Annotated in this window: 7 protein-coding genes; 2 read left to right on the forward strand and 5 right to left on the reverse strand. The window is 62.7% G+C overall.

Annotated features, from left to right (window positions below; translation table 11 throughout):
• Positions 1-238: 238 nt before the first annotated feature.
• Positions 239-1774, forward strand: a complete 1536-nt coding sequence (locus LOY43_RS18275) for an FAD-dependent oxidoreductase (protein WP_258708506.1) — start codon at positions 239-241, stop codon at positions 1772-1774.
• A 128-nt stretch (positions 1775-1902) separates the two neighbouring features.
• Here LOY43_RS18275 and hemB read toward each other — a convergent pair whose 3' ends face one another.
• Both hemB and LOY43_RS18285 read right to left on the reverse strand, forming a co-directional pair.
• Positions 1903-2877 (reverse strand): porphobilinogen synthase, encoded by a 975-nt coding sequence (hemB, locus tag LOY43_RS18280; protein ID WP_258708507.1) that lies wholly within the window; start codon positions 2875-2877, stop codon positions 1903-1905.
• Positions 2878-3132: 255 nt separating this feature from the next.
• A complete protein-coding gene (locus LOY43_RS18285; protein ID WP_095051005.1) occupies positions 3133-3831 on the reverse strand; it encodes a glutathione binding-like protein in 699 nt (232 codons plus the stop codon).
• Positions 3832-4174: 343 nt separating this feature from the next.
• Here LOY43_RS18285 and LOY43_RS18290 point away from each other — a divergent pair, with 343 nt between their 5' ends.
• Complete coding sequence (locus LOY43_RS18290; RefSeq protein WP_258708508.1) at positions 4175-4849, forward strand: histidine phosphatase family protein; 675 nt, start codon at positions 4175-4177, stop codon at positions 4847-4849.
• A gap of 135 nt (positions 4850-4984) precedes the next feature.
• Here LOY43_RS18290 and mnmH read toward each other — a convergent pair whose 3' ends face one another.
• The 3 genes from mnmH to LOY43_RS18305 form a co-directional block, all read right to left on the reverse strand.
• Positions 4985-6088, reverse strand: coding sequence for a tRNA 2-selenouridine(34) synthase MnmH (gene mnmH / locus LOY43_RS18295; RefSeq protein ID WP_258708509.1), 1104 nt, complete (start codon positions 6086-6088; stop codon positions 4985-4987).
• Positions 6088-7122 (reverse strand): selenide, water dikinase SelD, encoded by a 1035-nt coding sequence (gene selD / locus LOY43_RS18300; RefSeq protein ID WP_095124423.1) that lies wholly within the window; start codon positions 7120-7122, stop codon positions 6088-6090. Before selD ends, mnmH begins: the two co-directional genes overlap by 1 nt.
• A 232-nt stretch (positions 7123-7354) precedes the next feature.
• A complete protein-coding gene (locus tag LOY43_RS18305) occupies positions 7355-17878 on the reverse strand; it encodes an autotransporter-associated beta strand repeat-containing protein (protein ID WP_258708510.1) in 10524 nt (3507 codons plus the stop codon).
• Positions 17879-17966: the final 88 nt, after the last annotated feature.

Below are 17966 nucleotides of genomic sequence, written 5' to 3' on the forward strand. Positions count from 1 at the left end.
ATCGAGTCGAACTCAAGTCTTAAAAAACACACAAATCGGCTCCCTTTCCCCCTCGCCCCCCTGGGGGAGAGGGCTGGGGTGAGGGGGTAAATTTCACTACCGCCAATACCTTCCCGCCGAACACCCAAAAAAGGCCCCACAGCCTCACCGCTGCGGGGCCGTCTTCCGTCTGGCCGATCAACTGGCCACCCGCTCCTGCTGATCCATACTTGCTGCACAGCAAACGGAGGACAGGCCCATGAACCGCAGCGACGTTCTGATCATCGGCGCCGGCCCCACCGGGCTGGTGCTGGCCCTGTGGCTGAGCAAACTGGGCGTGCGCGTGCGGATCATCGACAAGGCCTCCGCGCCCGGTACCACGTCGCGAGCGCTGGCGGTGCAGGCGCGCACCCTCGAGTTGTACCGGCAACTGGACCTCGCCGACACCGTGGTGCGCAACGGCCATCGGGTGGCGGCGGCGAATTTCTGGGTCAACGGTAAACCGGTCGCGCAGTTGCCACTGAACCGCATCGGCGAAGGCCTGACACCCTACGCATTCGTCGAAATCTTCCCGCAGGATCAACACGAACGGCTGCTGATCGAGCGTCTTGAAGACTATGGGGTCACGGTCGAACGCGATACCACCCTGGAAAGCTTCGAGGAAACCGGCGACGGCCTCACCGCGCACTTGCGCCTGCCCGATGGCGAGCAGGAAATCTGCCAGGCCTGTTATCTGGCGGGATGTGATGGCGCCCGCTCAGTGGTGCGCAAAACCCTCGACACCGGTTTTCCCGGCGGCACCTATCAGCAGATTTTCTACGTCGCCGACGTCAAGGCCAGCGGCCCGGCGATGAACGGCGAGTTGCACCTGGATCTGGATGAGGCGGACTTCCTCGCCGTGTTTCCCCTGGCCGGCGAAGGCCGTGCCCGTCTGATCGGCACGGTGCGTGATGAGCGCGCGGATCGCGCCGAAAGCCTGGAATTCTCCGACGTCAGCAGCCGTGCCATCGAACATCTGAAAGTGCATATCGAAGACGTGCACTGGTTCTCGACCTACCGCGTGCATCACCGCGTGGCCGAGCATTTTCGCAGCGGTCGTGCGTTTCTGCTCGGCGATGCCGCGCATGTGCACAGCCCGGCGGGCGGTCAGGGCATGAACACCGGCATTGGCGACGCGATCAATCTGGCGTGGAAACTCGCCGCTGTGCTCAGCGGTGGCGCCGAACCAAGCCTGCTCGACAGCTACGAAACCGAACGCATTGCCTTCGCCCGCCGACTGGTGTCGACCACCGACAAAGTCTTCAGTTTTGTCACTGCCGAAGGACGCATGGCCGATCTGCTACGCATGCGTGTGGCACCGTTTCTGATCCCGAAAATGGCTTCGTTCGAGGCCAGTCGCGAGTTCCTTTTTCGCACCGTGTCACAAGTCACCCTCAACTATCGCGCCATGCCGCTGAGCCAGGGCGCCGCCGGCCAAGTGCATGGCGGCGATCGCTTGCCGTGGGCGCATGATGGTGAGGGGGATAATTACGAACCGCTAAGGCAACCATGCTGGCAGGTGCACGTGTACGGCGACACCAGCGACGAAATGATCGCCTGGTGCAATGAACACCATTTACCGCTGCATGTGTTCGACTGGCGCCCCGCATTTGAAACGGCGGGGTTGGGACGTAACGGTTTTTATCTACTGCGCCCGGATACCTATGTGGCGATTGCCGAAAGCAGCGCGGATCCGAAAGTGATTGAACGCTACTTCCGCGATCACGGCATCCGCCCGTTCTTTGCCTGCCTCTGACCCAAGGAAACCACAAGAACCTGTGGGAGCTGGCTTGCCAGCGATAGCGGTGGATCAGTCAAGATTGATTTTGACTGTGCTGACGCTATCGCTGGCAAGCCAGCTCCCACAGGGTTGTGCGTTGGTCTTTAGATCCCGGCCAATGCCAGATCCATCGCAAAGTAAGTAAAGATCAAATCAGCACCCGCACGCTTGATCGCGCCCAGACTCTCTCGCACCACGCGATCCTCATCAATTGCCCCGGCCTGCGCGCCGAACTTGATCATCGCGTACTCGCCACTGACCTGATACGCCGCCAGCGGCAGGTTCGAGGCTTCACGAATGTCGCGGATGATGTCGAGGTAAGCGCCGGCCGGTTTGACCATCAGCGCATCGGCGCCTTCCTGCTCGTCGAGCAGCGATTCGCGCAGGGCTTCGCGGCGGTTCATCGGGTTCATCTGATAGCTTTTGCGGTCGCCTTTCAGCGCACTGCCACCGGCCTCGCGGAACGGGCCGTAGAGTGCCGAGGCGAACTTGGTCGAGTAAGCCATGATTGGAATCTGGGTGAAACCGGCGGCATCCAGCGCCTGACGAATCGCCCGCACTTGTCCATCCATCGCTGCTGACGGCGCGATCACGTCGGCACCAGCGCGGGCCGCCGCCACAGCTTGTTTGCCGAGGTTGATCAGGGTCTGGTCGTTGTCGACTTCATGGTTGTGCATCACGCCGCAGTGGCCGTGATCGGTGTATTCGCAGAAGCAGGTGTCGGACATCACGATCATCTCCGGCACAGCGTCCTTGGCGATGCGCGACATGCGCGAGACCAGACCATTCTCGCGCCAGGTATCGCTGCCGTTGCTGTCCAGATGATGCGACACGCCGAAGGTCATCACCGACTTGACGCCAGCACGGGCATAACGCTCGATTTCGCTGGCCAGTTTGCGCTCGGGAATGCGCATCACCCCGGGCATGCTCTTGATCGGCACGAAGTCATCGATTTCTTCTTCAACGAAAATCGGCAGGACCAGATCGTTCAGGCTGAATTCGGTTTCCTGGAACAGGCTGCGCAGGCTCGCATTGCGGCGCAGACGGCGGGGACGTGCTTCGGGGAGCTGACTGGACATGGGGGCCTTTCCTGAAAACGGCAGATGAGACGAAAGTCGTAGGGGGCGAAGCTTATGCCTTGCGGGGCGCGCGGTACAAACCTGGATCAATCAAGAGTGCATTACCGGGCGGGTAACAATCTTTCAGAACACTGTAAATCCCTGTGGGAGCTGGCTTGCCAGCGATGGCGGTGGTTCAGTCAACATAGATGTCGACTGTACCGGCGTCATCGCTGGCAAGCCAGCTCCCACAAGGTTATGTGTATAGCCCGAAAATCATGAGGGGATGGTCAGGCCGCGAATGACCGCTGGGCGGGCGAGGAATCGCCCCAGTACGCGGGTGACATTCGGGAAGTTGCTGATGCCGACCAGATCACCGGCCTCATAAAACCCAATCAGGTTACGCACCCACGGAAACGTGGCGATATCGGCAATGGTGTAACGCTCGCCCATGATCCAGTCACGACCCTCGAGCCGGCCGTCGAGCACCTTGAGCAGACGCTTGCTTTCATCGACGTAACGATCACGCGGGCGCTTGTCCTCGTAATCCTTGCCAGCGAATTTGTTGAAGAAACCGAGCTGGCCGAACATTGGACCGATGCCGCCCATCTGGAACATCAGCCACTGGATGGTTTCGTAGCGCTGCGCACCTTCCTGCGCGAGCAACTGGCCGCTTTTGTCGGCCAGATAAATCAGGATCGCACCGGATTCGAACAGCGCCAGTGGCTGATCTTCGGGGCCATGCGGATCCAGGATCGCCGGGATCTTGTTGTTCGGGTTCAGCGAAAGGAACTCGGCAGACAATTGATCATTGCTGTCGAAAGCGACCTTGTGCGGTTCGTACGGCAGGCCGATCTCTTCGAGCATGATCGAGACTTTGACACCATTGGGCGTCGGCAAGGAATAGAGCTGAATCCAGTCAGGGTACTGCGCCGGCCATTTCTGGGTGATCGGGAACGCGGACAGATCGGTCATGGGAAGCATCCAGTCACAAATTAAAGCCTGATCATAATGTAGGCGCTGCGCAGGCAGCGATCTTTTGATCTTGAGCCTTTGCAGCCTGCAAAAAGATCACAGCCTGCGCCAGCGCCTACATGAACCCGTAACATCCTGTCGCTAACCTGCCACCAGGCCGCTGAACGTAGCCGTTAGAGTGCTGCGCACTCGGACGATCGAACCAATCGGCCCTCAGGGGACTCTGAGCTATGCCTTTGTTGCAGAGGAAGCCGTTCACGACAGGGAAAACACCCGGTGCTGGGAGCCCGCGGTGTAAAGGTTTGTCAGCCTTAACCGAATTTGTTGAAGAACCTTTTATTTCATGACGATCCTTATGCGATTCGCCAAACGTTTCAAACACCGCGCATATGTGGCCCTGCCTTCCCTGCTGGCCGTCAGTGCGCTGTTCCTGTCGCTGGAGTCCAGCGAAAGCCGCGCGCAACCGGTGAACGGTACCCAGACGCTGGTGTTCCTGCGCCATGCGGAGAAACCCGAAGGTGGCCTCGGCCAGCTCAACTGTCAGGGCCTGAACCGCGCCATCGACCTGTCGACGCTGCTGCCGGAGAAATTCGGCAAGGCCGATTACGTGTTTGCCGCCAACCCGACGCGCAATGTCGAGGAAGGTGAGCTGGATAATTCCTACAGCTACATTCGCCCGCTGATGACCATCAGCCCCGCCGCGATCAAGCTCGGCCTGCCGGTGAACATCGAGTTCTCGGCCAACGACACCAGCGATCTGGCCCGCGAACTGCTGGAAGACAAGTATCACAACTCGACGATCTACACCGCCTGGTCCCACGGCTATCTGCCAGAGCTGATCAACAAGGTGGCGGGCAAAGCGGTCGGCGAGAAGCAGAACATCACCGAGGACTGGGCGGGCAACGATTTTGACTCGCTGTATGTACTGACCCTGACCTGGCACAACGGCAAGGCCAGTCTGCAGAGCCACAGCTACAAGCAGGGGCTGGATCATGGCAAGGAAACCTGCCCGACCTGAGTCATCTTCTGTCTGAACCGGCCCCATCGCTGGCAAGCCAGCTCCCACAGGGTTCTAGGGTGTACACAAAATCCATGTACATCCGCAATAACTGTGGGAGCTGGCTTGCCAGCGATGAGGCCAGCAAAAGCACTATCAATCCTTCTGATTCACCCGCTCACGCAGATACTCAAGCACCGCCCCACGCTCCCCGGCAAACTCGATCCGCCCGCCCTTCTTCTCGCGCTGAAACACATACATCGGGTCGTAATACTCACGCAGCAACCCTTCGATCCAGCCGCGATGCAAGTCCACCGCCCCACTCCGCCCCTGCTCGATCAACGCCTCTTCCATCAACAACAGCATTCGCCGATGACGCTCGCCGCCGAGGCGTTTTTGCACATTGTTGAGGCTTTCCAGCAAGCGTTCAGAAAACAACGTGAAGCCCTCTTCACCGTGCACAGCCGTAAATTCCGCAGACAGATCCACCACGTAATCATGCAGAATCCGCTCCACGCGATCGTCAAAACTGTCTTCCAGCCAGACCATCGGGTACTGCTGCATGCCCTGATACAGCGGCAGCGGCAAGGCGCAACTGCCGACCACCCGGCTCTCGTCCTCCAGCACGAACTGCGCAAACCCCGCGTCGCGTTTCTTGAGAATGTCGATGGCCAGGCGGTTTTCAAAATCGATGTTCGACGGCTGTCCGGTGGCGCGTTTGCCGAAGCTTGAGCCACGATGATTGGCGTGCCCTTCCAGGTCCAGGCCATTGCGCAACTGCACCAGCACTTCGGTCTTGCCAGTGCCGGTCATGCCGCCGAGCAGGACGAAATCACATTGCGCGATGGCCTGTTCAAGGGTGTCGATGAGGAAGTTGCGCATCGCTTTGTAACCACCGCCGATGCGCGGATAGTCGATGCCGGCCTCGTCACGCAGCCATTGCTGAGTGATCTGCGAGCGCAGGCCGCCACGAAAACAATACAGATAACCGTCAGGATGGGCGCGGGCAAAATCGGCCCAGGCCTGGATGCGCTCGGCCTTCACCGCGCCCGACACCAGTTGATGGCCCAGCTCGATGGCGGCCTGCTGGCCGTGTTGCTTGTAGCAGGTACCGATCTTCTGCCGTTCAACGTCGTTCATCAGCGGCAGATTGATCACGCCGGGGAACGCGCCCTTGTGAAATTCGACCGGTGCGCGGGCGTCCATCAACGGCCGGTCGTTGAGAAAAATGTCTCGGTAGTCAGTGCAGTCGCGGAGCATCAAATCACCTCGACTGCGTTCGTCTGTCGCTCAACCAGTTCGCCGATTGGCGCAAGGTTCAGACCCAGTTCGGCGGCAACAGCGAGGAATTCTTCATTGCCTTGCGGCGTCACCGCGATCAGCAGACCGCCACTGGTTTGCGGGTCGCAGAGCACGCGTTTGTGCAGTTCCTGCACGCGGCCCACCTTACTCGCATAGCTGTCGAAGTTGCGCAGCGTACCGCCGGGGACACAACCTTGATCGAGGTAATACTCGACGCTGTCCAGACGTGGCACACGGTCATAGGCGATGCGCGCGGTGAGCTGGCTGCCATCGGCCATTTCCACCAGATGCCCGAGCAGGCCGAAACCGGTAACGTCGGTCATCGCTGTAACGCCGGCGAGTTTGCCGAAGCGACTGCCGGGTTTGTTCAGGGTGCACATCCAGTCGCGGGCCACGCCGACGTCGGCCGGGCGCAACTTGCCCTTCTTCTCGGCGGTGGTGAGGATGCCGATGCCTAGCGGTTTGGTCAGGTACAACAGGCAACCGGCGGTAGCGGTGTCGTTGCGCTTCATGTGGCGCTTCTCGACCAGACCGGTGACGGCGAGGCCGAAGATCGGCTCTGGCGCATCGATCGAATGCCCGCCTGCCAGTGGAATGCCCGCCGCGTCGCACACGGCACGGCCGCCGCGAATCACTTCACGCGCCACTTCCGGCGCCAGCACATTGACCGGCCAGCCGAGAATCGCGATGGCCATCAGCGGATCACCGCCCATCGCGTAGATGTCGCTGATCGCATTGGTCGCGGCGATGCGGCCGAAGTCGAACGGGTCATCGACGATCGGCATGAAAAAGTCGGTGGTCGAGACCACACCGCGCTCGGCATCGATCTCGTAGACCGCCGCGTCATCGCGCGAGGCGTTGCCGACCCACAGTTTCGGATCAAGGTTCTGCGCACCGCTGCCGGCCAGAATCACTTCCAGCACCTGCGGGGAAATCTTGCAGCCGCAACCGGCGCCGTGGCTGTATTGGGTCAGACGAATCGGCTCGCTCATGGGGGAGTCTCAGGCTGTTGATGGGGCCGATTCTAGCAGAGCACGCCGGGTCTATCCGATCGTTCCCACGCTCCGCGTGGGAATGCAGCCCGGGACGCTCCGCGTCCCTTCACGGAGCCGGAACGCGGAGCGTCCCTAGAGGCGTTACCACGCAGAGCGTGGGAACGATCATCTGGCGACAAGGCAAAAAAAAACCGCCCTTACGGGCGGCTAAAAGTGCTTCGCCCCTAAATCAGAAGCCCAGGCTGAAGCTGATGGTCATCGCATGGTCGTTGCTGTCGTTCGACAGTTGACCCGAGTAGCCGACGCCGAGTTTGCCGGTCGGGCTGATCTGGAAGTCGACCCCCGCTTCAACAATCGCGCTGTCCTTGGCGATCGGCACGCCCTGGGTGCTGAACGAGGCGCCGCCGTCGATGAAGGTCAGATCAGCGTCAGGCTTGGTGTCACCAAAGGCATGGCGCCAGCCGAGCGCCGCGCGCGGGGTGAATTGCCCGCCGTTGGCCAGGGTGATGACTTTGCCGGCGCGTACACCGAGGGTCGAGAAGGTGATGTCTTGATCGGCATCGGCTTCCAAGCGCCCTACTCCGCCTTTTTCCTTGGCTTTGTCGGTGTCGTAGTTGACGTAGGCCAGCCCGGCGAACGGCTCAAGGGCAATGCCGCCGGCGTCAATCGTGTAACCGACTTCACCGAACACCTGCGCACTGCGCGCGTCGTAGTTGGCTTTCAGACGATCGTTGTAGCTGCCGACGCTGACGTTGCGTTTGGTTTCGATGTCGTGCCAGCTGTACGCGGCGCCGAGGCGCACTGCGAGTGCATCGAACTGCGAATTGAGGTACGCCGCCAGATGGTAGCTTTCAACGGTGGCATCCGAGCGACGATCATGCGCATCGAGATCGCTGCGGGTGTAACCGGCGGCCATGCCCACGCGCCACTGGTCATCGAGTTGCTTGTCGGTGCCGAGCATGAAGCCGCTGAGGTTACGGTCGAGTTTCGCCGCGTTGCTGTCGCCATCCGACTCACCCCACGCACCAAGAGCCCGCGCCCAGCCAACCATTTCGCCGTGGCAACCGTTGCTACTCAATTGGTTGTCACTTGGCGCCAGAGCACGGCGTGGATCATCCGCCGCGCTGCATGACGGTTGGCGCATGCGATCGTTGACCGCGTCACGCACATAGCGCGAATCCTCGAGGATGGCGCTGGCGGTGCTGGCGTGGATCTCACCGGACAGACTGTCGAAGGCATTGCGCGCACCGGCAACACTGAGGTTGACGATCTCGTTCTGCAACGCCGCACCGGCCGGGCCGTTGTTCGACAACGCGGTGGCGGTGCGGAACTGGTTGCCGGTGGCGGCGACATCGGCGAACGAGTTGCCATTGCGGCTGACCACCAGGTTCACCGCGTTGGCGTCATACACCAGTGCTGTGTTGAGGAACGCGTATTGCGGCAGGTCCGCAGCGCTGAAGGTGCCATTCACGCCACCGCCCGCCGTGATCAGCGAATACGTGGTGTTGCCGGTGAACGGTGCCAGCGAGTTGACTTGCAAAGCGCCGCCCAACGTCGCGGTGCCACCGACGGCCAACGGTGTCGCGGTTGGCGAACTGACGGTCAGCGCCAGCACCCCGTCGCTCGCATTGGTCAGGTTACCGGCCACGCTCAGCGTTCCTGCTTCGGAGCCCGAGGCGACAACGCCATGGTTGACCACCGAGCCGACGCTGCCATTACCGCTCAGGCCGGCTCCGTTAGCCACGGTGACTTGCCCACCCAACGAAGCGCGCGCCGCAAGGCTGCCCACTTGCAGCACACCTTGATCGACCGCGACCGTGCCGCTGAACGGATTATCACCGGTCAACAGCAAGGTGCCGGTACCGCGTTTGAGCATCACGCCAAGTCCGCGCAGCGATCCATTGAACTGACCATTGAAGTTCTGCAAGAAGAGCAGCGATGCGTTGTTGAGGATATTGCCCTGCAGGCTGGTGGTGTTACCGACCAGCGTACCGCCGCTGACCGTGGTGCCACCGCTGTAGGTGTTGGCGCCGCTCAGTACCAGCGTGCCGGAATCAAGCTTCTCGATGCCGCCCGTGCCCACCAGCGGCGCGGAGATTTCTGCGCTCCCTCCGGCATTGACCCGCACCGGTGCGAGGCTGCCGTCCGTGCCGTTGACCGGGGTCAGCGTACCGCCAGCCCCTGGAACCAGGCTGTAGCCGCCGGAGAGGAATTGCAGGCCGGTGAAGTTCTGATTGCCCTGCACCGTAACCGTACCTGCCTGACCGCCGAACACCGCGAACTGACCATTTGAAGCCAGCGCCTGAGTACCACTCGGATCGGTCCAGTTGGTGTCCGGCCCCCACACACCGCTGCCGCCACCGATGCTGCCGTCCGGATTGGTGGTGCCACCGTTCCAGAACTGCACCTCACCCGGGGTGCCTTGCACCAGCAGGTTGATCTGATTGGCGATGGCGGTTTGCAGGGTCAGGTTGGCCGCCGACACCGGCAGGCTACCGTAGACCAGACCGTTGTCGATCAGGCTGCCGCCATAGCTGAACAGTTGATAAACCCCAGTGCCGAAACCGCCGGCGTTGCTGATGTTCAACGTACCGTCGAGGGTCAGGTTGCCGGCGACATTGACCACCGTGGTCGAACTGGCCGCCGAGCCGAGGCTGAAGTCCAGATTGGTCCCCGACGACAGTGCCAGCGAACCGACTGACAATGGCGTTGCCGTACCGCCACCCAGCAGCGTCGCGCCGCTGGCCAGTTGCACGGCACCCCCAAACTGGCCACCGCCGCCGATGCCCGCACCGCTGGCAACGTCGACATTGGCGCTGTTGAGCACGCCGTTGACGATCAGGTTGCCAGCCTGCACCGAGGTGTTGCCGGTGAAGGTGTTGTTGCCAGTCAGCAGCAACTCTCCAGCCCCGGTTTTGTTCAGCGTACCGGCGCCGGTGAGATTGCCGGTGTAGCTGCCATCGGCGTTTTGCTCGAAGGTCAGGGTCGCGTTGTTGACGATCGCACCTTGCAGGCTGCTGGTGTCACCGCGCGTCGTGCCGCCGTTCAGCGTGGTGCCACCGCTGTAAGTGTTAGCTCCACTGAGAACGAGATCGCCGCTACCGTTTTTCAGCAGACTGCCGGTGCCGGTCACCGCACCGATCAATGTGGTGTTCTGATTACCGGCCAGGGTCAGTTGAGCGCCAAGGTTGATGGCATTGGCCAGTTGCAGCGCTGAAGTGCTATCGAGGGTGCCATTGCCGATCACATTGAGCGCAGCGCTGCTGATCGCACTGTTGTTGCCAAGAACCAGCGTGCCGCCGGCGAGTTGAGTGCCGCCACTGAAAGTGTTGCTGCCGTTGAGGGTCAGGCTCGATGCGCCGGCCTTGATCAGGCTGCCGCTGCCGCTGACCACGCCGTCGAGGGTCAAGGCGTTGGAGCCGGCAACGGTCAAACCACCATTGACGACCACGTCGTTGCCCAGACTGACGGCCGCGTTGCTGTCCAGCGCCGTGCCGTCAGCAGCGGTCAACACACCAGTGCCGAGCGCCGCGTTGTTGCCAACCACGATTTTGCCGCCGTTCAGCGCCGTGCCGCCGGTGTAGCCGTTGGCCGCGTTGAGCACCAGCGTACCGCTGTCGTATTTGCCCAGCGTGCCGCTGCCGTTGAGCGCGACACCGATGGTTGCCGTGGCGTTCGGGTCAACCCGCACCGTGGCATTGCCCAGTGAACCGTTGACCAGATTCAGCGAGCCCGCCGTGCCATTCACCAAGCTGTAGCCATCGGTGACGAACTGCAGGCCGGTAATGGTTTGCGCGCCGTTGACGGTCACCGTGCCGGCCGCACCCTGGAACACCGCGAAGCTGTTGGTCCAGGCCTGGTTGGTAGTGCCGTTGACGTCGGTCCAGTTGGTGGTGCCGGTGCCCCAGGTGCCGCTGCCGCCTTCGACCGAACCGTTGGCCACCAGTTGATTGCCGTCCCAGAACTGCACGGTGACGCCCGGTGCGGTGACCAGCAGGTTGATCTGATTGGCCAGCGCGGTTTGCAGTTGCAGATCGCCCGGGCTGACGCTACCCGGCAACGTGCCGAAGAGCATGCCGTTGTCGGTCAGGCCGCCGGTGTAGTCGATCAGGCGATACACACCGCTGCCGAAACCGCCGATGTCGCTGACATTGAGGGTGCCGTCGAGGGTCAGGTTGCCGCCAACGCTGACCAGCGCATTGCCGCCACCGGACACCGGTGTGCCAAGTCCGACGTCGAAGTTTGAGTTGCCGTTGAACACCAGCGAACTCACGTTCAGCGTACTGCCGGTGACGCCCGCCAGATGACCGCCATCGGCCACCGTCACGGCACCGGTCAAGGTGCCGCTGCCGCCGAGGGTGCCACCGTTGTTGACCAACACGTTGCCGCTGGCCAGCGAGCCGTTGACCTGCAAGGTGCCGGCGTTGACGCTGGTGTCGCCGGTCAGATCGCTGATGCCGCTGAGTGTCAAGGTGCCGCTGCCGAGTTTGCTCAGGCTGCCGTCACCGCTGAGGATGCCGGCGAAAGTGCTGCTGACGTTGTTGCCGCCAAGGCTCAACGTATTGCCCGTACCGATCAGCGCAGTGCCGCTGCCGGTAAGGCTGGCGAGGCTGCCCGAAGCACCGAGATTCAGCGCCGCGCCACCCGCGAGATTGACCGTAGCGTTGTTGCCCAGCGCTGCGCCACTCAGTGTGGTCAGGCTGCCGGACGCCACATCGAACGTGCCGCTGAAGGTGTTGTTGCCACTCAGCGTGACGTCGGCCAGACCGTTTTTGCTCAACGTGCCGGCGCCGGCAATCACACCGCCAAGGGTCAGGTTGTTGTTGCCGGCCAGGGCCAGATTCGCGTTGACGTTGAGGTTGTTGGCCAGCACCAGTGGCGCGGAGTTGTCGAGGGTCGAAGCGCCGGCCACAGTCAGCGCGCCGCTGCCCAGCGACCCGCCAGTGCCGAGGGTCAACGTACCGGCATTCAGTGTCGTGCCGCCGGAGTAAGTATTGATGCCATTGAGGGTCAGGTTCGACGCGCCGTCCTTGATCAAGCCGCCCGCGCCGCTGACGACACCTGCGAGGGTCAGGTTGTTGCTGCCGGTGTTGCTCAGATTGGCGTTGAGCACGACGTTGTTGCCCAGGCTCAGCGCGCTGTTGCTGTCCAGCGCCGAGGCGCCCGCCACGGTCAGGTTGCCCAGGCCCAGTGCCGAGTTGCTGCCGGCGGTCAGGGTGCCGGCGTTCAGGGTGGTGCCGCCGAGGAAGTTGTTGTTGCCGCTGAGGGTCAGGTTGGCCGCGCCGTTTTTGCTCAGGCTGCCGGCGCCGTTGACCGTACCGGCCAAGGTCAGATCCGCCGTGCCGCCGATGCCGAGATTGCCGGCCAGGTTGACCGCGTTGTTTACCGAAACCGCCGTGCTGGCATCCAGCGTCGTACCGCCCGCCGCGTTCAACGTGCCGGAGCCGAGCGCTGAGTTCGACGCCAGAATCAGTCCGCCGGCATTCAGCGCCACCGGGCCGAGGAAAGCGTTATTGCCGCCGAGGGTCAGATTGGCCGTGCCGGTTTTGATCAAGCCACCGGTGCCGCCAATCACGCCGTTGAGGGTCAACGCATTGCTGCCGACCACGGTGAGGTTACCGTTGAGCGTCGCCGCGTTGGCCAGTGTCACCGCCGCGTTGCTGTCCAATTGCGTACCGGCATTCGCCGTCAGCGTGCCGGTGCCGAGCGCGGTGTTGCTGCCGACGATGATCTTGCCGCCGTCCAGTTGCGTGCCGCCGGTATAAGTGTTGGCACCACCGAGCACCAAGGTGCCTGCATCGAGTTTATTGAGGATGCCGCTGCCATCGATATTGGCATTGATGGTCGCCGTCACGCCCGGATCGACGCGCAACGAAGTGGTGCCGCCGGTGCCGTTGACCGCCGTGAGTTGCCCCGCCGCACCGTTAACCACGTTGTAGCCATCGGTGAGGAATTGCATGCCGGTGAACGCTTGCGTGCCGTTCACCGTCACAGTGCCGGCGCTGCCCTGGAACACCGCGAAGTCGCCGGCCCACGGCTGGTTGACCAGACCGTTGGCATCGGTCCAGTTGGTGCCGACCGCATTCCACGTGCCACTGCCGCCATCGACCACACCGTTGGCAATGGTCTGGCTGCCGTCCCAGTAACGGATGTTGCTGTTCGGCGCCGAGACTTGAATGTTGATCTGATTGGCCACGCCGGTTTGCACCAGCAGATCGCCGAGGCCGTAGCCGACCGGCACGCTGGCGACGTCCAGACCGAGATTGGTCAGGCTGCCGGTGTAGTTGAACAAGCGATACACACCGACGCCGAAGCCGCCGGCATCGGTGACATTGAGATTGCCGTCGAGAGTCAGGTTGCCACCGACATTCATCAGCGATGAGGTCGACGGTGTGCCCAGTGCCACATCAACGTTACTGCCGGCGCCGAGAGTCAGAGCACTCGCCGACAAGGTGTTGCCCGACGACAACGCGAGATGCCCACCGTTGTTGATGTTGACCGCGCCGAGCGCCGAGCCGGTACCGGTCAGGGTGCCGCCGGTATTGACGTTGAGTTGAGCACTGCCCAGCGAGCCGCTGAGATCAACGGTGCCGCCATTGATCGCGGTGTTGCCGGTGATGCCGTTGATCCCGGTGAGGTTCAGCGTGCCAGTGCCGACTTTGACCAAGCCGCCGCTGCCGCTGAGATCACCGTCGAACGTACTGGTGACGTTGCCGCTGCCGACGGTCAGGGTGTTGCTGCCGGTCAGTTGCACACTGCCGCTGCCGGTCAGCGCGCCGAGGCTGGCGTCACTGCCCAGATTCAACCCGGCACCGGCACTGATGTTGACGCCGGAGGTGTTACCCAACGCGTTGGTATTGAGCGTGGTGACGCTGCCCGAGACGATATTCAGCGCGCCGGTGAAGGTGTTGTTGCCGGCCAGAGTCAGGTCAGACAAACCATTTTTGGTCAGGCTGCCGGCGCCGTCGATGATGCCGTTCAAGCTCAAATCGTTATTGCCGGCCACGGTCAGCCCAGCGTTCAAAGTAACCGCGTTACCAATGCCAAACGAAGCGCTGTTATCCAGCGTTGCCGCGCCACCGACGATTAATACGCCGCTGCCCAGACCGTTGGCATTGCCCAGGGTCAGCGTACCGGCATTGAGCGTGGTGCCGCCGCTGAACGTGTTGTTGCCATTGAGGGTCAGGTTGGCCGCGCCGTCCTTGATCAACTGGCCGGCGCCGCTGGTCACGCCGCCGAGGGTCAGGTTCTGCGTACCGCCCACGGTCAGCGCCGCATTCAGCGCGACCGCGTTGTTGAGGCTGACCAGCGGCGAATTGCTGTCCAGCGTCGCGGCGCCCGCGACGGTCAGCGCACCGGAACCCAGTGCCGAGCTGTTGCCGACGGTCAAGGTGCCGGCGTTCAGCGTGGTGCCGCCGGCGTAGTTGTTGGCGGCGTTGAGAATCAGATTGGCCGCGCCGTCTTTCACCAGACTGCCAACGCCGCTGACCAGACCGGTCAGGGTCATATTCGCCGTGCCGCCGATGTTCAAGGCACCAGCGAGTGCCACGGCATTGTTCAGGCTGACGGCCGTGTTGGCGTCCAGCGTGGTGTTGGCCGCCGCGTTCAACGTACCGGAACCCAGCGCGGTGTTGCTGCCGACGGTCAGTTTGCCGGTGTTCAACGCGGTGTTGCCAAAATAAGTGTTGGCGCCGTTGAGGGTCAGGTCGGCAGCGCCGTTCTTGGTCAGTCCTCCGATACCGGCGACCACGCCGCCGAGGGTCAGCGCATTGGAGCCACCCAGGGTCAGAGTGCCGGCGAGGTTGACGTTGTTGGTTAGGGTCGCGGCGGTGCTGGCATCCAGCGAGGTGCCGTTTGAGGCGTTCAGTGTGCCGGTCCCGAGGGCGGTGCTGGAACCGACAATCAGTGAACCGGCATTCAGCGCCGTGGTGCCGGTGTAGGTGTTGTTGCCGTTGAGGGTCAGGCTGGATGCGCCGGTCTTGATCAAACCATTGCCGCCACTGATCACCCCGCCGAGGGTCAGCGCGTTGGCGCCGCCGGCGGTGAGGTTGGCGTTGAGAATCACGTTGTTGTTCAGGGTCACGGCCGAACTGCTGTTGAGCGTGCCCGCACCTTCCACCGACAAGGCGCCGGTGCCCAGTGCGGCGCCGTTACCGACCGTCAGGCTGCCGGCATTCAGCGTGGTGCCGCCGCTGTAGGTGTTGACGCCGCTGAGCGTGAGATTGGCCGCGCCGTTTTTCACCAGTTGGCTGGCGCCGCTGATCACCCCGCCGAGGGTCAGCGCGTTGCTGCCGCCAATGCCCAGGCTGTTGTTGAGAATGACCGCGTTGTTGAGTGTCACAGCGGAATTGCTGTCAAGGGTGGCCACGCCGCCGACGGTGATGTTGCCGCTGCCGAGCGCCGCGTTGGCGCCCGCGGTGATCGTGCCCGCGTTCAACGCGACCGCCCCGAGGAAGGTGTTGGCGCCATTGAGAATCAGGTTGGCCGCGCCGTTTTTGGTCAGCCCGCCGCTGCCGCTGACGATGCCGCCGAGGGTCAGGTTGGCGCTGCCGCCGACGTTCAGGTTGCCGCCGAGCGAAACGGCGTTAGTCAACGCAACGGCGGTGCTGGCGTCCAGCGTGGTACCGGCTGCCGTGGTCAAAGCCCCGGTGCCCAGCGCGGTGTTGGAGCCGACAATCAGCGTGCCGGCGTTGAGCGCGGTGCCGCCGGAGAACGTGTTGTTGCCGCTGAGGCTCAGGTTGGCGGTGCCGTTCTTGATCAGGTTACCCGCACCGCTGACGACGCCACTCAGGCCCAATGCCTGCGTGCCGCCAAGGGTCAGCGCCCCGGTCACTGCGACGGCGTTGGCCAACGTCACCGCCGCCGTCGCATCCAGCGTGGTCCCGGCGGCGGTATTCAGTGCGCCCGTGCCCAGCGCGGTGTTGCTGCCCACCAACAGGCTACCGGCATTGAGCAGCGTGTTGCCGCTGTTGCTGTTGTTGCCGGTCAACGTCAGGCTGGCACTGCCGGATTTGGTGATGCCGCCGGTGCCGGACAATACGCCGCCAAGGGTCAGGGCATTGCTGCCGAGCACGTTGAGCGCACCGGTCATGCCGATGTTATTGGCCAGCGTAACGTTGGTGGTGCTGTCCAGACTGGTGCCGGCGGCAGTGTTCAGCGCACCGCTGCCCAGCGAGTTGTTGTTGGTCACCAGCAGGCTGCCGGCGCTGAGGGTGGTGGTACCGGTGAACCCGGTGTTGACGCCGCTGACAGTCAGGCTGCCGCTGCCGGTTTTGGTCAAGCCGCTGCTGCCGCTGATCAAGCCGCTGAGGGTCAGCGCGCCAGTGCCACCGGCGGTCAAGGTGCCGCCGAGGCTGATGGCGTTGGCCAGGCTGATGGTGCCCGGTGCGCTCAGCGTTGTCGCGCCGGTCACATTGAGCGTGCCAGTGCTGAACGCCTGATTGTTGCCCACCTGCACCGTGCCGCCGTTGAGCGTGGTGTTGCCCAGATAGGTGTTGGCGGCGCTGAGATTAAGCTGGCCGGTACCGGCCTTGGTGAAACCGCCGCTGCCGGAAATCACCCCACTCAGGGTGGTCGCGTTGCTGCCTTGTAGCGTGACGCCGGCGGCGCCGAGGGAGATCAGATTGCTGATGTTCAACCCGGCGTTGCTGGCCTGCAGAACCCCGCCGTTGGAGGTGAGCACACCGCTGCCGAAGGTGGCGTTGTTGTTGAAATTCGCGATACCGCCGTTGAGCGTGGTCGCGCCACTGACCAATGGCCCCTGCAAGGTCCAGGTACCGCTGTTGAGGGTCAGGTTGTTGAAGTTGATGTAGGTGGCGCTCGATGCCGTTCCAGTCCCGGTGATACCGCCGCCGACGCCAGCCGGGTTTTGCAGGATCAGGCTGTTGGTGCCGCCCGCACCGCCATCCACCGTACCGGTCGGGGCGAAGGTCAGGTTGATGCCGATCAAACCGCCGAGGCCGACGCTGATCTGTACACCGTCACCGACGTTGACGCTGGAGCCGGTCACCGCAGTGAAGGTGTTGGTGCTCGCCGCGCCCATCGACACACCGCCGGTAATCGCACCGGCGTTGGTGAAGGTATTGCCCGCCGCCGACGTTTCGAACGCGATCCGGCCGTTGATCACACCGGTGCTGCTGTTGGTCATGTTGACCTGCGAACCGCCGTAGACGCCGACCACCGGGGTGTCGGCGAGGGTGATGCCGCCGACCGACAAACCGGTCGACGTGATGGTGCCGTTGTTGGTGATGCTAGTGGTGCCGGCAGCGGCGTTGTTCACCGCAATCCCGAGGCCGTCGATGCTGGTCAGGTTGAGCCCGAGCAACATGCCCGTGCCGCGAATGATCCCGCTGGCATTGTTGAGCACACTGACCGTACTGGTCGCACCGGTGCCAATGAATGCGCCGCCACTCAACACCGAGACCAGGCCCAGTAGCGCCGGGTCGAGGGTGCCGGAGTTGTTCAGGGAGATGTTTACCCCGGTCAGGTCCATCACATGGCCGCCGAGGGTCGCGTTCATCTGCGCGCCGCTGTTGACGTTGACCGTCAAACCGCTGGTGGCACTGGAGAAGTTGTTGAGGAACAGCGGCAGACTCGGCACGCCGGTGCAGGTCACAGTGGAACCTGCCGTGGAACACGTGGCCAGCGCAGGTGCGCTGACGCCGCCGAACAGCAGCCCGGCGACGCTCAAGTGCACAGCAAGGGAAAGAGGGGAAAAACGCGAAACGAGGGCGACACCAAACCTTGCTTCCACGGGCTACTCCTTGTCGTGGCCAATTTCTTCCTTGAGGGCGCGCAGAACCGTGCTTATTCCACACGCGAATCAAGACTGCGACGGTCAT

It is taken from the genome of Pseudomonas sp. B21-041 (assembly GCF_024748675.1).
Lineage (GTDB): Bacteria > Pseudomonadota > Gammaproteobacteria > Pseudomonadales > Pseudomonadaceae > Aquipseudomonas > Aquipseudomonas neuropathica.